Raw genomic sequence first — 15622 nt, 5'->3', positions numbered from 1 at the left:
ACCTCGACAGCTCCTTTTTATTCGTGCATAAACATATTTTGAATGGATTCATGAGAATTTGTATTCTCTAATGCGACAAGTAATTTAATGCGTGCTTTTTGTGCATTTAAGCCGTATGTGAATACAATGCCCATATCTTTTAAGTGTTTACCGCCACCTTCATACGAATATACGTCTTGAACGATACCGTTGAAACAGCGAGAAACTAATACGACAGGAATACCTTTATTTAATAATCGTTCTAGACTAGGAAGTGTTCTTGGAGGTAGATTACCTTGTCCAAGCGCTTCGATAACAATACCGTCTACAGGAAGATTTTCGATTGCTGCTAATAATGTATCATCCATGCCGGCATATGCTTTTAGAACAACTACATTTTTAGACACTTTGTTTATCGTATATGTTTCGTGATGTACTAAAGCGTGATGGAAGACAACACCGCGTTTTGTTACCATTCCAATTGGTCCATATTGTGGGCTTTGGAATGTTGCGACATTACTTGTATGTGTTTTCGTTACATTTGTAGCGCAATGAATTTCGTCGTTTAATACGACTAAAACACCTTTTTCTGCAGCTTCATCACAACTAGCAACTTTTACAGCTGATAAGAAGTTATATAGACCATCAGCACCTAACTCATTGCTAGAGCGCATTGCACCTGTCACAACGATCGGAATGGTTGCTTGTACTGTTAAATCTAAGAAATAGGCTGTTTCTTCTAATGTATCCGTACCATGCGTAATGACTACGCCATGAATGTTGTCTTGTTTTACTCTTTCATCAATGATGACTTGTAATTGTAACATTTCGCTCGGTGTCATATGAGGAGATGGTAGATGGAACACATCTTCAACGATTAAATCAACATCGCCTTCTAAATCAGGAATGAATTTTAAAAGAGGATTTTTTTCACCTGGTTGTACGACCCCAGTTTCTTTATCTTCCTCCATTGCAATTGTTCCACCTGTGTGTAAAACTAGGATTCTTTTCAATGCTTATACCCCTTTCAAGTAAAAAAATACATTTAGAACATAACATGTTTTGAGTAAATTCGACAATGGAAATGTATAAAAGTATGCCTCGAAAATGACAATAAAATTAACTGCTATATGTATGATGTATAAAATCACGAAACGAAATGTGCAAATATAGTATAGGAGGGGGCAATTATGTTGAAAAAGATGGAGAGAATTTTTATTCGTATATTAATAATACAATTCATTTGTCTTTCTGTTGTACAATTGTTATTTATACATAAGTCATCAGTGAAATATTTATCTAAAATCGTTTATTACGAAGGTGTCATGGTAAAAAATAAAGCAGAAATCTTGCAGGTGAATAGGTAGTTTTCATTTTCTTCTATGAAGGATTATGCTACAATAATTGAGGATTTAATGACGTGAAGCAAATGAGAAGAAGCAGGGTGAACACCTGCTTTTCGTTTTGTTTTATAAGTGAAAAAATGAGGTGTTACAATGGATAAACGAATTTCAATTGCTATAGATGGTCCAGCAGCTGCTGGGAAAAGTACAGTGGCAAAAGTTGTTGCGAAGGAACTTTCTTACGTTTATATTGATACAGGCGCGATGTACCGTACGCTTACATATGCAGCCCTTGAACAAAAAGTAGATATTGAAAATGAAGAACAGTTAATGGAAGTTGTAAAGAATGTAAATATTGAATTTCAGCAAGGAGAAAATACGCAGCTTGTATTTTTGAATGGACAAGATGTTTCTGAAGTAATCCGTACACCTGATGTGACGAATCGAGTATCTATTGTAGCGAAGCATCGCCTTGTTCGTGAAGAAATGGTACGTCGTCAGCAAGAGTTAGCGAAAAAAGGCGGCGTTGTAATGGACGGCCGTGATATTGGTACACATGTATTACCGGATGCTGAGGTGAAAATCTTTATGCTTGCTTCTGTTGAAGAAAGAGCGGAAAGAAGGCATTTAGAAAATTTAAATAAAGGTTTCGATTCTAATTTAGAGCAGCTAAAAGAAGAAATTGCTCAGCGTGATAAATTAGATTCAGAACGCGAAGTTTCTCCACTAAAAAAGGCTGATGATGCATTGGAATTAGATACGACTTCTTTATCAATTGAAGAAGTTGTCCAAAAAATTATGAGTATTGTTTCAGGAGTGTTTGCGAAATAAAGAAAGGGGATAATCCTCTTTCTTTTTTTGTTGAAATAGAAATGTAAAGGATACGTGAATTGTGAGTCTCTTTCCTTGACAAATGAGCTAATTTGTAAGAAGTTAGTTAAAGAGGAATAAAACTGTCAGAATATATTCGCTATTATATTTCAAAACATACTTTTTTCAAGCTGGTTTTGCTGTATACTATTTATATAGGTTTAATATATTTTCTTGTGAATGGTATTGAAAAAGAGTATGTGATGAGAAATTCTTAAACATGCAAATGAAAACTTTGTTTTCATTTCGTATATACATAAAAAAATGCTTTGTCAATTCTGTAGGGAGGTATTTCCATGGTAGAGAAAATGAATGAAGAAGTTATGGATTCAAAAGAATTACAAGTTGGTGACGTTGTTACAGGTTCTGTAACGAAAGTTGAAGAGAAACAAGTGCTTGTAAATGTTGGATACAAAACAGATGGCGTAATTCCAATTAGTGAATTAGCTAACGTTCATATTGAAAAAGCAAGCGATGTTGTAGAATTAGATCAAACACTAGAGTTGAAAATTATTAAATTAGAAGAAGATGATCTTGTCTTATCTAAACGTGCTGTTGATGCAGAAAAAGCATGGGTAGAATTACAAGAGAAATTTACTTCTGGTCATGTATTTAATGTTACTGTAAAAGATATTGTGAATGGCGGATTAGTTGTGGACCTTGGTGTTCGCGGTTTTATTCCAGCTTCACTTGTAGAAGTACATTATGTAGAAGACTTTACTGACTATAAAGGTAAAACATTAGCGGTGAAAATTGTTGAATTAGACCGTGAAAAAAATCGTGTAATCCTTTCGCATAAAGCGGTAGTAGAATTAGAACTAGATTCTAAGAAAAAAGAAGCAATTTCTTCATTAAAAGAAGGTGACGTTGTTGAAGGAACAGTGCAACGATTAACTGACTTTGGTGCTTTCGTTAACGTTGGTGGCGTGGACGGTTTAGTTCACATTTCACAAATTTCACACGAACGTGTAGAGCAACCTTCTGAAGTATTAGAGCAAGGTCAAAAGGTGAAGGTGAAGGTGTTATCTGTTGATGCTGATACACAACGTATTTCTTTATCAATTAAAGCGGCTCAACCAGGACCTTGGGAAAACGTTGCTGGCGAAATAAAAGCTGGAGATATTCGTGAGGGAGTAGTAAAACGCCTTGTTACATTTGGTGCATTCGTTGAAATTTTACCTGGCGTTGAAGGACTTGTACACGTATCTCAAATTGCAAATCGTCACGTGAAAAACCCGAATGAAGTATTGGAAATGGGACAAGAAGTAAAAGTGAAAGTACTTGAAGTTCACGTAGCAGAGAAACGTATTTCTTTAAGTATAAAAGAAGCGCTTGAGGAAAATAATGTAATTGAAGATTATAGTCAGTATGAGCCAAATGCTGATTCTGCTACTTTCCAATTAAGTGATATTATTGGTGAACAACTGAAAAAATTAAAGAAATAATGAGGGGTACAAGTGGTAAGGGCAAAACGTAAATTAGATCATATTGAATACGCTCTTTCTACTGGTCAGTCTCGTACGCATGGCTTTCATGATATTGATTTTGTGCATCAAAGCTTGCCAAATTCAAATTATGACACAATAACATGTGAAACAAAAATCGGCGAACTTTCACTAAGTTCGCCGATTTTTATCAATGCGATGACTGGTGGTGGAGGAGAGAAAACGTTACATATTAATGAGCAATTAGCATATGTAGCGAAACAGCATAACCTTGCTATGGCTGTAGGGTCGCAAATGGCGGCGTTAAAAGATGAAAGTGAGGCTGCTTCTTATAAGGTGATTAGAAAGGTAAACCCGAATGGTATTTTCTTTGCTAATTTAGGTAGTGAGGCAACTATCGAGCAGGCAGAGCGTGCCGTTGATATGATTGAAGCGAATGCATTGCAAATTCATTTAAATGTCATACAAGAGTTAACGATGCCAGAAGGAGACCGTGACTTTACTGGTGTACTTCAGCGCATAGAGAAAATTGTTTTAAATAGTAAAGTTCCTGTCATTGTAAAAGAAGTTGGATTTGGGATGAGCAAGGAAACAATGCAACAGTTAGCGAACGTAGGTGTAACGGCAATTGATATTGGTGGGCAAGGTGGTACGAATTTTGCTGCTGTTGAAAATGAAAGAAGACAGCGAATGCTTTCTTATTTTAATAACTGGGGCATACAAACAGCAACCTCGATTATTGAAGCAACCTCTACAAATAATAACCTCTCTTTTATTGCATCAGGGGGTATACAGACAGCGCTTGACGTAGCGAAAGCAATCGCATTAGGGGCGAATACAACTGCGTTTGCTGGTTACTTTTTACGTATTTTAATGCAAGATGGTATCGAGAAATTAGTGGATGAAATTGAACTTCTACTTACAGATTTGAAATTTATTATGACAGCTCTTGGTGCGAAGACGATAGAAGAGTTGCAATCTGTACCTCTTGTTGTAAAAGGTGAAACATATCATTGGTTAATGCAGCGTGGTATTGATACTGCGCATTATAGTAGGAGATAAAAAATCAACCGTTCGGTTGATTTTTTTGTTTTGTTTTCTTTCTCGTAATATAAAATGGAATTGGTATTTTCTAAAGGAAATAGGTGGAGGTAAAAAGAAGTGATAGGAGGATATAGTACACAAAATATTATTTCGATATAAATAAAAATCATTAAAATGATTATGTAAAAGACGGTTTCGTACAATATCGAAACCGTCTTTTTGTATTCATTAGTGCTGGTTTTGTTTTCGAGCCTGCTCTGGTGTATCAAGTCCAGTTGCACCTGGATATTGTAGTGATTGATCACGATCAGATTCAACGCGGCGTGATTCTCGTAGTTTTCGTTCTTGGCGATCTTTACCCATAATGAATAACACCTCCTTGTTAAAAGTGTTGCTGTTATAAGAAAAAACTATGCGTAAATAAAGTGGATTAACTTTCATAAAAAATTCCCATAATGGAAAACATAGGAGGTGAAGTAGATGGATGGAAGTACTTTTTATTTTATAGCTTGGATAGGGTGGGTTGTCGTAACCTTTTTTATGAAAAAGGACCATATTCGGTGGAAGTTAGGCGCTTGTATATTGATTTTTATAATTTGCTCTCCGTTACATGTAACGATCGCCTCATTCATGGTATCAGTAAATGCTCTTTTACTTTGTATTATTTCTTTTATAGGGATCGCGCTGTATTCTGTTTGGAAAAAATTATATAGCTTACTTTCGGCACTTATTATTGCGATGTTATATACAAGTTTTCATCTGTTAGAGATATATGATCCGATTTGGATTGTGGTGGATAGAGTGTTTCTGCTAAGTAGTGCTCTTGTGTATGCATCGGTGTTATTGCATGGGGATCGCATATTACGATTATGTTCCCTATATGTAGGGATGTTACAAGGAGAGTTGCTAGTGACATTTATTTTTCGGAAATTGAATTTTCCATATGATTACGGTAGTTTAGCATTTTTTGATATCGTCGCCGTTTCTACATTATTCATGGCAGTATTGTTTTGGATTGCAAAAGCATCAGTATACATGGAACAGTTTAAGAGAAAAACACGTAAAAGAAAGGCGAGGGTAATACATGACTGAATATACACCAGCCATTTTATGCGGCGTAATAGCGGGGACAGTTACAAGGGTGTTAATGCTTCGGACGGATACACGGCAATATCCGACGAGGCTACATGGAAAGATTATTCATATTGCAATGGGGTTAATTGCAGCAGCTTTAGGAGCGATTGCAATCCCATCTATTTTGAAAAAAGATTTTTCTGCCATTACATTTCTTACGTTAGCAGCGACACAATTTCGTGATGTACGTAATATGGAAAGAAATACACTTCAACAATTAGATGGATATGAGCTCGTACCGCGTGGAAATACGTACATTGAAGGGATTGCATTGGTTTTTGAAAGTCGCAACTATTTGGCGATGTTAACGTCGTTTGCAACGACGTTTGCGTATATAGGGTTCCGTTCATGGATTGCTGGAGTAATTATGGCTATAATCGCATTTTTTATTGCGAAAAAATTAATGTCTGGTAGAAGACTCCATGACCTTGTAGATATTGAGCATGTTCCGCTGCGTTTTGAAGGAGCAGGGCTTTATATCGATAATATTTATATTATGAATATTGGATTGCCGGTGAGGCAAGAAGAGATTATGAAATATGGCATGGGGTTTATATTAAAACCGAAATCAATTGATGCGATGGTGACAATCTCAAATTTAGGGCAACGGCAAGCTATTTTACACGATGTTTCGGTGGCGTTAGGCATTTATAGAGATTCTGGTACACCAGCGCTTGTACCGTTAGCAAAGCGTGATTTAGAGGATGGCAGGGTTGGGATTTTTGTCTTACCGCAAGATCAAGATGCAGAGAAAGCAATAAGTGTCATAGGAAATGTACCAACGTTAGAAAGTGCTGTCCATATGTCATCGGAAGCCCCGAAAGGAAGGGGAGATAAGAGATGATGTTAGAAAGCGTTATCCTGGCAGTTATTACAACAGCGCCAGAAAAATTTGCAGGTGGTGCTCCTTTATTTGTTTGTGAGTCGATGGAGGAACTAGAATTTGTTGCAAATAATTTAGAGGCAATTTTAGATGGTATTGCGCATCGCTTACAAGAGAATGTATATATTATTGTGAAACATTAGGAACGTGTGTTATAATGTGAGGTGTTTTGATACGTTGAGAAATATTCTGGAATGCAAATCCCTTCTTGCACAAAGAAGGGTTTTTTACATAATAAACAGAAGCAAGTTGAAAGGATGAAAGTATATGCCGAAACCAGTAATAGCAATAGTAGGCCGCCCGAACGTAGGAAAATCTACTATTTTCAATAGAATAGTTGGAGAAAGAGTTTCAATCGTAGAAGATATCCCAGGTATAACTCGAGACCGTATTTATAGTGCGGGAGAATGGTTAAATCATGAGTTTAACATTATTGATACAGGTGGAATTGATATTGGAGACGAGCCGTTCTTGACACAAATTCGTCAACAGGCGGAAGTTGCGATTGATGAAGCAGATGTTATCATTTTTATGACGAATGGTCGCGATGGTGTAACTGCAGCGGATGAAGAAGTTGCTAAAATTTTGTATCGTTCTAAAAAACCAATTGTACTTGCGGTAAATAAAGTTGATAATCCAGAAATGCGTAGTGATATTTATGATTTTTATTCATTAGGATTTGGCGAGCCATTCCCGATTTCAGGTACACACGGTTTAGGACTTGGTGATTTGTTAGATGAAGCTGCAAATCATTTTCCAAAGATTGAAGAAGAAGCGTATGACGATGAAACAATCCGTTTCTCTTTAATTGGACGTCCAAACGTAGGGAAATCATCGCTTGTAAATGCACTTCTTGGTCAAGAACGTGTAATTGTAAGTAATATCGCAGGAACGACGCGTGATGCTGTCGATACACCATATAGTAAAGATGATCAAGATTATGTAATCATCGATACAGCTGGTATGCGTAAAAAAGGAAAAGTATATGAAAGTACAGAAAAGTATAGTGTACTTCGTGCACTTAGAGCGATTGAACGTTCTGACGTTGTTTTAGTTGTTTTAGACGGAGAAGAAGGAATTATTGAGCAAGATAAAAAAATCGCTGGATATGCTCATGATTCAGGACGAGCTGTTATTATCGTTGTAAACAAATGGGATGCAGTGAAAAAAGATGAAAAAACAATGAAAGCATTTGAAGAAAACATTCGTGCTCATTTCCAATTCTTGGATTATGCACCGATTGTATTCTTATCTGCAAAAACGAAAAAACGTACACAAACGTTATTACCGGTTATCAATGAGGTAAATGAAAGCCATAGTATCCGTGTACAAACAAACGTATTAAACGATGTAATTATGGATGCGGTAGCAATGAATCCAACACCGACTCATAATGGTAGCCGTCTGAAAATCTTCTATGCAACACAGGTTGCGGTAAAACCACCGACATTTGTTGTGTTTGTAAACGATACAGAATTAATGCACTTTTCATATGAGCGCTTCTTAAAGAATCGTTTACGTGAAGCGTTCGGTTTTGTAGGAACGCCGATTCACATTATTGCTCGAGCAAGAGACTAATGGAGAGGATGTGATTTTATGACAAAAATCACAGTAGTAGGAGCAGGTAGCTGGGGAACAGCGTTAGCGATGGTATTAGCTGACAATGGACATGATGTACGTATTTGGGGAAATCGCTCAGAACTTATGGATGAAATGAATACGAAACATAAGAATAGTCGATATCTCCCAGGCATTACATTGCCAAGCACAATCGTAGCCTACTCTTCTTTAGAAGAAGCATTAGTAGATGTAAATACAGTACTGCTAGTAGTACCGACGAAAGCGTACAGAGATGTATTACAAGAGATGAAAGAAATTGTTACAGAACCGATTACTTGGATTCATGCGAGTAAAGGGATTGAACCTGGTACGTCAAAACGTATTTCGGAAGTAATCGAGGAAGAAATTCCAGAGAACTTAATTAAAGATGTTGTTGTATTGTCTGGACCTAGTCATGCTGAAGAAGTTGGTTTACGACAAGCGACAACAGTTACGTCTGCAGCAAAGCGTATGGAAGCGGCTGAGGAAGTACAAGATTTATTCATGAATAGTTATTTCCGTGTATACACAAATCCAGATATCGTTGGAGTTGAACTTGGTGGTGCGTTAAAAAATATTATCGCATTAGCTGCTGGTATAACTGATGGTCTTGGATTAGGTGATAATGCAAAAGCGGCATTGATGACACGTGGTTTAACAGAGATTGCTCGTTTAGGAAGAAAAATGGGCGGGAATCCGTTAACGTTTGCTGGTCTAACTGGTATGGGAGACTTAATTGTAACTTGTACAAGTGTTCATAGCCGAAATTGGCGCGCTGGAAATATGCTTGGAAAAGGACATTCTTTAGAAGAAGTGTTAGAAAGCATGGGTATGGTTGTGGAAGGTGTAAGAACAACGAAAGCTGCTCATGAATTGGCAGAGAAAATGGAAGTTGAAATGCCGATTACAGCTGCTTTATATGACGTGCTGTTCAATGGGAATAACGTAAAAGATGCGGTAGGCTCATTAATGGGACGTGTTCGAAAACATGAAGTGGAAGCTATACCTGACTTACTGTAAAGAAAAGCGACAGAAGTACATTTGTACTTCTGTCGCTTTTTTATTTTATGGGTCTTTTCACCATTTATTTATTTTTGCATAGGATGAAGAGTAACTTGAGGAGAGGGTGAAAAGAATGGATAATAACATTTTTAATAATATTGAGAAGGAAGCGAAAGTAAATAAAGAGGATATTTTTAAATTAGCATCATCCGTGCAAAATGCGAATTTACGTGATGAAACTGTACTTCGTCAATTGATTCATCAAGTGGCTCTTATGGCGGGACGTGAAGTGCCGAAAGAGCAAGAGGATCAAATTGTAAAAGCGATTATTAATAATAATATGCCAGCAGATTTTGGCTCATTAAGCAAAATGTTTAAAAAATAAATTATGAGAAACAAAGAGTTTGCAGATTGCATATGATAGCCATGAAAGAATGGGAATAGAGCTGTTTTTGGGCATATTTGGTCAACCGAAGCGAGAGATACAATCGCTTCGGTTTTATTTTTATCTAGATTGGTGGAAGATGCTGAAAAACCTATTGATTAAAGTTACATATTCGCGATTTGTAGTAAAATGTTCTTTTTGTATTTGTTTAAAGATTTTAATTTGTTAAAATAGTATAAAAATAGATTAATAAAAAGGGGTGTGTATATGTCAGAAGGGCTTATGAAAATGTGGTTGGCTTTAGGGGCAATTGGATTTATGTTTTTTGCAGTAAGTTTTATTTTATTAAGTAGACATAAAATAAAGAATAAATTTTTGAAAGGGATTACAGCGTTAGTAGCGTACACCCTTATGGTTGTGTCAGGAATTGTTATTTTTCTTGTTGTATTTAGTGGACCTGTACAGCAGTAAATGGAATGGTCTCGAAAATACTACATACGGAGCAAGTTATATTAGTATGAAAAGGTGATGCTAGTGAAAAAAGTCCATATTATTTTAATATTTTGTTGTATGAGCCTTTTAACGGGGTGTCTGTATCCGAAAGAAAATATGAAGCAAAATGCGGTTCCTTATGAAGATCAGCTACAGGTTGTTCAAAAAGCTGTTGTGACATTTAAGGAGCAAAATGATGGGATATTGCCAATTAAGACGAGGGATATGAGTACACCTATTTATCAAAAGTATCCAATCGATTTTCAACAGATTGCTCCGCGTTACATACAAGAAGCGCCAGGGAATGCATATGAAAGTGGAGGAGTATATCAATACGTATTAATAGACGTTGAAACAAATCCAACAGTAAAGTTAATTGATGTTAGGATGGCTGAACAAATTCAGGAATTATCTTTAAAACTTAGGATGTATCGTGATGAACATCAATATCCACCTTTTAAAAAAGTAATTTCAGATGGTGTATATGAATTGGATTTCAAAAAACTAGGATATAAAGATGTGCCACAAGTGACAAGTCCATATTCTGGTAAAGGGCTTCCTTTTGTAATTAATGAAAAAGGAGAAGTTTTTGTTGATTATAGAATCGACTTATATGACGCTTTGAAAAAAAATGAAGGGCAGTTTACGGAGGGAGAAGATATTCGAAATATACTTTCGAAAGGTTCCCCGTTTGTACCAGCTTATTCTTTACCGTACACAGTAAAGAACGGAGAACCAATTTTTTTAAAATCATAAGTCATGAACCTTTCTTTTAGTGAATAAGTTCTAGAAGAAAGGTTTTTTATGTTATACAACTTACGATGCAAACAAAAGATATTTTTTAATAGTCATATGAAATTGGACAAAATTATATGATATATTGTCCGAACTTCTAGAATACCATTATATTATATCAGATATTATAGGCAACGTTAGAGAAGGTATTAGTTGACTATAAACGCGGAATTATTCCCAAAAATTTTGAGGGAGGGAATCACTTGGAAAAGGTAGATATTTTTAAAGATATTGCAGAACGAACAGGCGGTGATATTTATTTTGGAGTTGTAGGAGCTGTTCGAACAGGGAAATCAACATTCATTAAAAAATTTATGGAACTTGTAGTTATTCCAAATATTGAGAATGAGTCTGACCGTCAAAGAGCGCAGGATGAATTGCCTCAAAGTGCTGCTGGTCGTACAATTATGACGACGGAACCGAAGTTTGTTCCAAACCAAGCGGTTTCTATCGAAGTAGATGAAGGACTTGAAGTGAACATTCGATTAGTAGATTGTGTTGGATATACGGTTCCAGGAGCGAAGGGCTATGAAGATGAGAATGGCCCGCGCATGATTAATACCCCTTGGTATGAAGAACCTATTCCATTCCATGAAGCTGCAGAAATCGGCACGCGTAAAGTAATTCAAGAACATTCAACAATTGGTGTTGTAATTACAACAGATGGAACGATTGGTGAAATTCCAAGAAGAGATTATATAGAGGCAGAAGAACGCGTTGTAAATGAGTTGAAAGAAGTAGGAAAACCTTTCATTATGATAATTAATACGGTACAGCCGTATCATCCAGATACAGAGCAATTACGCCAAAGTTTATCAGAAGAATATGATATCCCGGTTATTGCAATGAGTGTGGAGAGTTTAAGAGAAACAGATGTATATAATGTACTTCGTGAAGCGCTATTTGAATTCCCTGTATTAGAAGTGAATGTGAACCTTCCGAGCTGGGTAATGGTGCTAAATGAAGGGCATTGGTTGCGTCAAAGTTATCAAGAAGCAGTTCAAGAAACTGTGAAGGATATAAAACGTCTTCGTGATGTGGATCGCGTTGTTTGGCAGTTTAGTCAATATGAATTTATTGATCGGGCGAGCCTAGCTGGCATTGATATGGGGCAAGGTGTGGCGGAGATTGATTTATATGCGCCAGATGAATTATATGATCAGATTTTAAAAGAAGTAGTAGGAGTAGAAATTCGAGGGAAAGATCATTTATTGAAGCTTATGCTCGATTTATCTCATGCGAAAATAGAATACGACCAAGTGGCAGATGCACTGCGTATGGTTAAGCAAACAGGATATGGTGTAGCAGCCCCTGCACTAGCGGATATGAGCTTAGATGAGCCAGAAATTATTCGTCACGGTTCAAGGTTTGGTGTGAAGTTAAAAGCGGTAGCGCCATCTATTCATATGATTAAAGTAGATGTAGAGTCAACGTTTGAGCCGATCATTGGTACTGAAAAGCAAAGTGAAGAATTAGTTCGTTATTTAATGCAAGATTTTGAAGATGACCCGTTATCAATTTGGAATTCTGATATCTTTGGACGTTCGCTTAGCTCGATTGTTCGAGAAGGAATTCAGGCGAAATTATCATTAATGCCAGAAAATGCTAGATATAAATTAAAAGAAACGCTAGAAAGAATTATTAATGAAGGATCTGGCGGATTAATTGCGATTATACTATAAGAAAAATCCCTCTCACTGTAGAGGGATTTTTTGTTTTTTCGATTATAAAATAGAAAAATAAACAGTCATTATCTAATACATTGTTGTAAATTGTCAAGTTTCATCAGATTTTCACATTTTCAGAGTAACAATTTCCTTAAAAATATTGAATTATAAAGGAGAATCGTATAATATAGGCGTTGATAATGATTTATCTACATCTTTGTAGTATAGAATTTGTAAAAATTGCCTACAAATGAAAGTAAGACTCATTTTATGATCATTATACAGTCTTATCTTTGGGAGGAGGTGAATGGCATGAACAAGACAGATTTAATCAATGCTGTTGCAGAAGCAAGTTCCCTTTCTAAAAAGGACGCAACAAAAGCAGTAGACGCTGTTTTTGATTCTATCTTAGAAGCTTTAAAACAAGGTGATAAAGTACAACTGATCGGATTCGGTAACTTCGAAGTTCGTGAGCGTGCGGCTCGTAAAGGTCGTAACCCACAAACAGGTGAGGAGATTGAAATCGCTGCAAGTAAAGTACCTGCATTCAAACCTGGTAAAGCGTTAAAAGATGCGGTTAAATAATCCTTACATATTAACAGGGAAGAAGAGTTTCCTTTTTGGGAACTCTTCTTTTTGCTTTTAAAAACATAAATATGCTAGAATGTGTTCGTATCACTTTTAGGTTTTCGGGAGGGCTAGCGGATGGCAAAAGTTAATTTAGAACAAATTGAACATGCAGTACGCCTTATTTTAGAGGCGATTGGGGATGATCCAAATCGTGAGGGAGTACTTGATACGCCAAAGCGTGTTGCAAAAATGTACGCAGAAGTGTTCTCAGGTATGCATGAAGATCCGAAAGAGCATTTGCATAAAGTATTCGGAGAAGATCACGAAGAGCTTGTACTAGTAAAAGATATACCATTTTATTCGATGTGTGAGCATCATTTAGTTCCATTCTATGGAGTTGCTCACGTTGCATATATTCCGCAAGGTGGAAAGGTGACAGGGTTAAGTAAATTAGCTCGTACTGTAGATACAATTGCACGTCGTCCACAACTGCAAGAACGTATTACATCAACAGTAGCGAACTCTATTATGGAAGTACTAGAGCCTCATGGTGTAATGGTAGTAGTAGAAGCAGAACATATGTGTATGACGATGCGTGGTGTGAAAAAACCAGGTGCGAAAACAGTAACGACAGCAGTGCGTGGTGTGCTTGAAAATGATGCTGCAGCGCGCAGTGAAATTTTATCGTTTATTAAAGCGAAGTAAAGAAAAGCGGGAAACTGCTTTTCTTTTTTTTTTTAGTAAATAAATGATATAGTTTTAGCTAGACAGAGTGAGATTAGAAAGATTGCTTACATGAATGGTAGGTGTAGCCAAGTTTTGGTTATAGAAAATAGAGTGTATGTGTTATAATAAGTTTTATGAATTAGAAAACAAGGGTGATTTTTTGTGTGTGACATCTACGGAGGGTATGCGGGTATAAAAGAGAAATTGATGGAGAAATTACGCCATCCTTATTTTATAAACTATATTGAAGAACCATTTATTGATGAAGAAAAGATAGCATTGTTATATGGTGCTTTAAAGAGTGCAAACTTACATATAGAACAAATTGAGCATTACGTAGTAACAATTATGCTTGTACAAATTGCGCTTGATACGCATGAAAGGGTATCAAATAAAGCAGGCGAGGAAGAGATTGAATTCCATAAATGTCGTCAATTAACAGTACTTGCAGGCGATTACTATAGTGGACTATATTATTATTTATTGTCTATGAATCGTGATATTGTTTTAATTCGTGCACTTGCTGAAGGAATTAAAGAGATAAATGAACACAAAATTATGTTATACCAAAAAGCGCATGAAACGATGGATGACATAATGAAAAGCGTAGTAACGATTGAGTCTGCGCTCCTTCAAAAAACATGTGATCATTTTCATTTATCACATTGGAAGCCATTTATCACATACGTATTAGGTGGAAATCGCCTTCAAAAAGAAATTCAATTGTATGCTGATAAACAACATTCACCTGTTTTTCAAGCGGTGCAAGATGCTTTAGGGGATAAAGCAGAAGTAGTGATTAATGGTTGGATGATGGAATTGAGAAAGAAAGAAAAACAATTTTTAGAAAATCACACAGACGTACATGAAATAAATTCTGTGTTAAGGGATAAATAGAAGACATAAGCAATTTTACATTGGAAGAAGGTACGAGCATGCAACAATCAAAAGAAGAAAGAGTACATGACGTATTTGAAAAGATTTCTGATAAATACGATGTGATGAATTCTGTAATTAGTTTTCAAAGACATAAAGCGTGGCGTAAAGAAACGATGCGAATTATGGATGTACAACCTGGCAGTAAAGCGCTTGATGTATGCTGCGGAACCGCAGATTGGACAATTGCGCTAGCTGGAGCGGTAGGTGAGCAAGGAAAGGTTGTTGGCTTAGACTTCAGTGAAAATATGTTATCTGTCGGTAAGCAAAAGGTAGAGGCGTTACAATTAAAACAAGTAGAACTTCTACATGGGAATGCGATGGAGCTTCCATTTGAAGATAATACGTTTGATTATGTAACAATTGGGTTTGGTTTACGTAACGTACCGGATTATATGCACGTATTAAAAGAAATGACGCGTGTAGTAAAACCAGGTGGAAAAGTAATCTGTTTAGAAACATCTCAACCAACAATGATTGGTTTTCGACAAGGGTATATTTTATACTTTAAATATATCATGCCGTTATTTGGAAAGATGTTTGCGAAAAGTTATAAAGAATATTCATGGCTTCAAGAATCTGCTAGTGCATTCCCAGGGATGAAAGAATTGGCCCAAATGTTTGAGCAAGCTGGACTTGAACGTGTGCAAGTGAAACCATTTACTTTTGGGGTAGCAGCGATGCATTTAGGTATTAAACCAGAATCAAAATAGAAAAAAGAAAAAAGAAAAAAGAAAAAAGAAAAAAGAAGT

The 15622-nt window shown here is 36.3% G+C and carries 19 protein-coding genes; 17 read left to right on the top strand and 2 right to left on the bottom strand.

The genetic code is table 11. The features are described from left to right. Positions 1 to 17 precede the first annotated feature (17 nt). The gene (ansA, locus tag BUA87_RS10110; RefSeq protein WP_000822009.1) at positions 18 to 992 is read right to left on the bottom strand and encodes an asparaginase; all 975 of its coding nucleotides are present in this window, start codon (positions 990 to 992) and stop codon (positions 18 to 20) included. A 180-nt stretch (positions 993 to 1172) separates the two neighbouring features. Here ansA and BUA87_RS31270 point away from each other — a divergent pair, with 180 nt between their 5' ends. The 4 genes from BUA87_RS31270 (at position 1173) to BUA87_RS10095 (ending at position 4699) form a co-directional block, all read left to right on the top strand. Then, the gene (locus BUA87_RS31270; protein WP_023521499.1) at positions 1173 to 1346 is read left to right on the top strand and encodes a YpfB family protein; all 174 of its coding nucleotides are present in this window, start codon (positions 1173 to 1175) and stop codon (positions 1344 to 1346) included. 129 nt (positions 1347 to 1475) lie between these two features. Next, positions 1476 to 2153, top strand: a complete 678-nt coding sequence (gene cmk, locus BUA87_RS10105) for a (d)CMP kinase (protein WP_000361252.1) — start codon at positions 1476 to 1478, stop codon at positions 2151 to 2153. Between the two features lie 335 nt (positions 2154 to 2488). Further along, positions 2489 to 3637: a 30S ribosomal protein S1 gene (gene rpsA, locus BUA87_RS10100; RefSeq protein WP_072939611.1), complete on the top strand. Its 1149-nt coding sequence runs from the start codon at positions 2489 to 2491 to the stop codon at positions 3635 to 3637. Positions 3638 to 3649: 12 nt separating this feature from the next. Continuing rightward, the gene (locus BUA87_RS10095) at positions 3650 to 4699 is read left to right on the top strand and encodes a type 2 isopentenyl-diphosphate Delta-isomerase (protein WP_072939607.1); all 1050 of its coding nucleotides are present in this window, start codon (positions 3650 to 3652) and stop codon (positions 4697 to 4699) included. A 210-nt stretch (positions 4700 to 4909) separates the two neighbouring features. Here the strand turns inward: BUA87_RS10095 and BUA87_RS30915 are convergent, their stop codons facing one another. Then, a complete protein-coding gene (locus tag BUA87_RS30915) occupies positions 4910 to 5044 on the bottom strand; it encodes a YpzI family protein (RefSeq protein WP_000513900.1) in 135 nt (44 codons plus the stop codon). Between the two features lie 117 nt (positions 5045 to 5161). Here BUA87_RS30915 and BUA87_RS10085 point away from each other — a divergent pair, with 117 nt between their 5' ends. From BUA87_RS10085 to menG, 13 genes are all read left to right on the top strand, one after another. Continuing rightward, on the top strand, positions 5162 to 5773 hold the full coding sequence (locus BUA87_RS10085) for a YphA family membrane protein (RefSeq protein WP_002093921.1): 612 nt from the start codon (positions 5162 to 5164) through the stop codon (positions 5771 to 5773). Further along, complete coding sequence (locus tag BUA87_RS10080; RefSeq protein ID WP_000141599.1) at positions 5766 to 6659, top strand: YIEGIA family protein; 894 nt, start codon at positions 5766 to 5768, stop codon at positions 6657 to 6659. Before BUA87_RS10085 ends, BUA87_RS10080 begins: the two co-directional genes overlap by 8 nt. Further along, positions 6656 to 6841 carry a capping complex subunit for YIEGIA gene (locus BUA87_RS10075; protein ID WP_000979048.1) on the top strand — a complete coding sequence of 62 codons (186 nt, stop codon included), beginning with the start codon at positions 6656 to 6658 and terminating at the stop codon, positions 6839 to 6841. Before BUA87_RS10080 ends, BUA87_RS10075 begins: the two co-directional genes overlap by 4 nt. 124 nt (positions 6842 to 6965) lie before the next feature. Next, the gene (gene engA / locus BUA87_RS10070; RefSeq protein WP_001125890.1) at positions 6966 to 8276 is read left to right on the top strand and encodes a ribosome biogenesis GTPase Der; all 1311 of its coding nucleotides are present in this window, start codon (positions 6966 to 6968) and stop codon (positions 8274 to 8276) included. Positions 8277 to 8294: 18 nt separating this feature from the next. Further along, on the top strand, positions 8295 to 9317 hold the full coding sequence (locus BUA87_RS10065; RefSeq protein ID WP_072939604.1) for an NAD(P)H-dependent glycerol-3-phosphate dehydrogenase: 1023 nt from the start codon (positions 8295 to 8297) through the stop codon (positions 9315 to 9317). A 115-nt stretch (positions 9318 to 9432) separates the two neighbouring features. Continuing rightward, complete coding sequence (locus BUA87_RS10060) at positions 9433 to 9684, top strand: stage VI sporulation protein F (RefSeq protein ID WP_000369753.1); 252 nt, start codon at positions 9433 to 9435, stop codon at positions 9682 to 9684. Positions 9685 to 9951: 267 nt separating this feature from the next. Continuing rightward, a complete protein-coding gene (locus BUA87_RS10050) occupies positions 9952 to 10155 on the top strand; it encodes a DUF2768 domain-containing protein (protein ID WP_001289005.1) in 204 nt (67 codons plus the stop codon). Positions 10156 to 10218: 63 nt separating this feature from the next. Beyond that, positions 10219 to 10932: a hypothetical protein gene (locus tag BUA87_RS10045; protein WP_000755480.1), complete on the top strand. Its 714-nt coding sequence runs from the start codon at positions 10219 to 10221 to the stop codon at positions 10930 to 10932. 242 nt (positions 10933 to 11174) lie between these two features. Beyond that, on the top strand, positions 11175 to 12653 hold the full coding sequence (spoIVA, locus tag BUA87_RS10040) for a stage IV sporulation protein A (protein WP_000416519.1): 1479 nt from the start codon (positions 11175 to 11177) through the stop codon (positions 12651 to 12653). Positions 12654 to 12950: 297 nt separating this feature from the next. Further along, entirely contained in the window at positions 12951 to 13223 is a 273-nt protein-coding gene (locus BUA87_RS10035; RefSeq protein WP_001043860.1) for an HU family DNA-binding protein, read from the top strand. A gap of 120 nt (positions 13224 to 13343) precedes the next feature. Then, on the top strand, positions 13344 to 13913 hold the full coding sequence (gene folE, locus BUA87_RS10030) for a GTP cyclohydrolase I FolE (RefSeq protein WP_001151481.1): 570 nt from the start codon (positions 13344 to 13346) through the stop codon (positions 13911 to 13913). A gap of 183 nt (positions 13914 to 14096) precedes the next feature. Further along, positions 14097 to 14831, top strand: a complete 735-nt coding sequence (locus BUA87_RS10025) for a heptaprenyl diphosphate synthase component 1 (protein ID WP_000332843.1) — start codon at positions 14097 to 14099, stop codon at positions 14829 to 14831. Positions 14832 to 14869: 38 nt separating this feature from the next. After that, a complete protein-coding gene (menG, locus tag BUA87_RS10020; RefSeq protein WP_001187668.1) occupies positions 14870 to 15583 on the top strand; it encodes a 2-heptaprenyl-1,4-naphthoquinone methyltransferase in 714 nt (237 codons plus the stop codon). The last annotated feature ends 39 nt before the right edge of the window (positions 15584 to 15622 follow it).

It is taken from the genome of Bacillus sp. bc15, from assembly GCF_900142585.1.
Lineage (GTDB): Bacteria > Bacillota > Bacilli > Bacillales > Bacillaceae_G > Bacillus_A > Bacillus_A cereus.
This window is presented reverse-complemented; position numbering and strand designations above follow the sequence as displayed.

Excerpts from the sequence above, each read along its gene's own strand:
- cmk (WP_000361252.1), top strand. The coding sequence starts at position 1,476 with ATGGATAAACGAATTTCAATTGCTATAGATGGTCCAGCAGCTGCTGGG.
- rpsA (WP_072939611.1), top strand. The coding sequence starts at position 2,489 with ATGGTAGAGAAAATGAATGAAGAAGTTATGGATTCAAAAGAATTACAA.
- BUA87_RS30915 (WP_000513900.1), bottom strand. The coding sequence starts at position 5,044 with ATGGGTAAAGATCGCCAAGAACGAAAACTACGAGAATCACGCCGCGTT.
- BUA87_RS10085 (WP_002093921.1), top strand. The coding sequence starts at position 5,162 with ATGGATGGAAGTACTTTTTATTTTATAGCTTGGATAGGGTGGGTTGTC.
- BUA87_RS10080 (WP_000141599.1), top strand. The coding sequence starts at position 5,766 with ATGACTGAATATACACCAGCCATTTTATGCGGCGTAATAGCGGGGACA.
- BUA87_RS10075 (WP_000979048.1), top strand. The coding sequence starts at position 6,656 with ATGATGTTAGAAAGCGTTATCCTGGCAGTTATTACAACAGCGCCAGAA.
- engA (WP_001125890.1), top strand. The coding sequence starts at position 6,966 with ATGCCGAAACCAGTAATAGCAATAGTAGGCCGCCCGAACGTAGGAAAA.
- BUA87_RS10065 (WP_072939604.1), top strand. The coding sequence starts at position 8,295 with ATGACAAAAATCACAGTAGTAGGAGCAGGTAGCTGGGGAACAGCGTTA.
- BUA87_RS10060 (WP_000369753.1), top strand. The coding sequence starts at position 9,433 with ATGGATAATAACATTTTTAATAATATTGAGAAGGAAGCGAAAGTAAAT.
- BUA87_RS10050 (WP_001289005.1), top strand. The coding sequence starts at position 9,952 with ATGTCAGAAGGGCTTATGAAAATGTGGTTGGCTTTAGGGGCAATTGGA.
- BUA87_RS10035 (WP_001043860.1), top strand. The coding sequence starts at position 12,951 with ATGAACAAGACAGATTTAATCAATGCTGTTGCAGAAGCAAGTTCCCTT.
- folE (WP_001151481.1), top strand. The coding sequence starts at position 13,344 with ATGGCAAAAGTTAATTTAGAACAAATTGAACATGCAGTACGCCTTATT.
- menG (WP_001187668.1), top strand. The coding sequence starts at position 14,870 with ATGCAACAATCAAAAGAAGAAAGAGTACATGACGTATTTGAAAAGATT.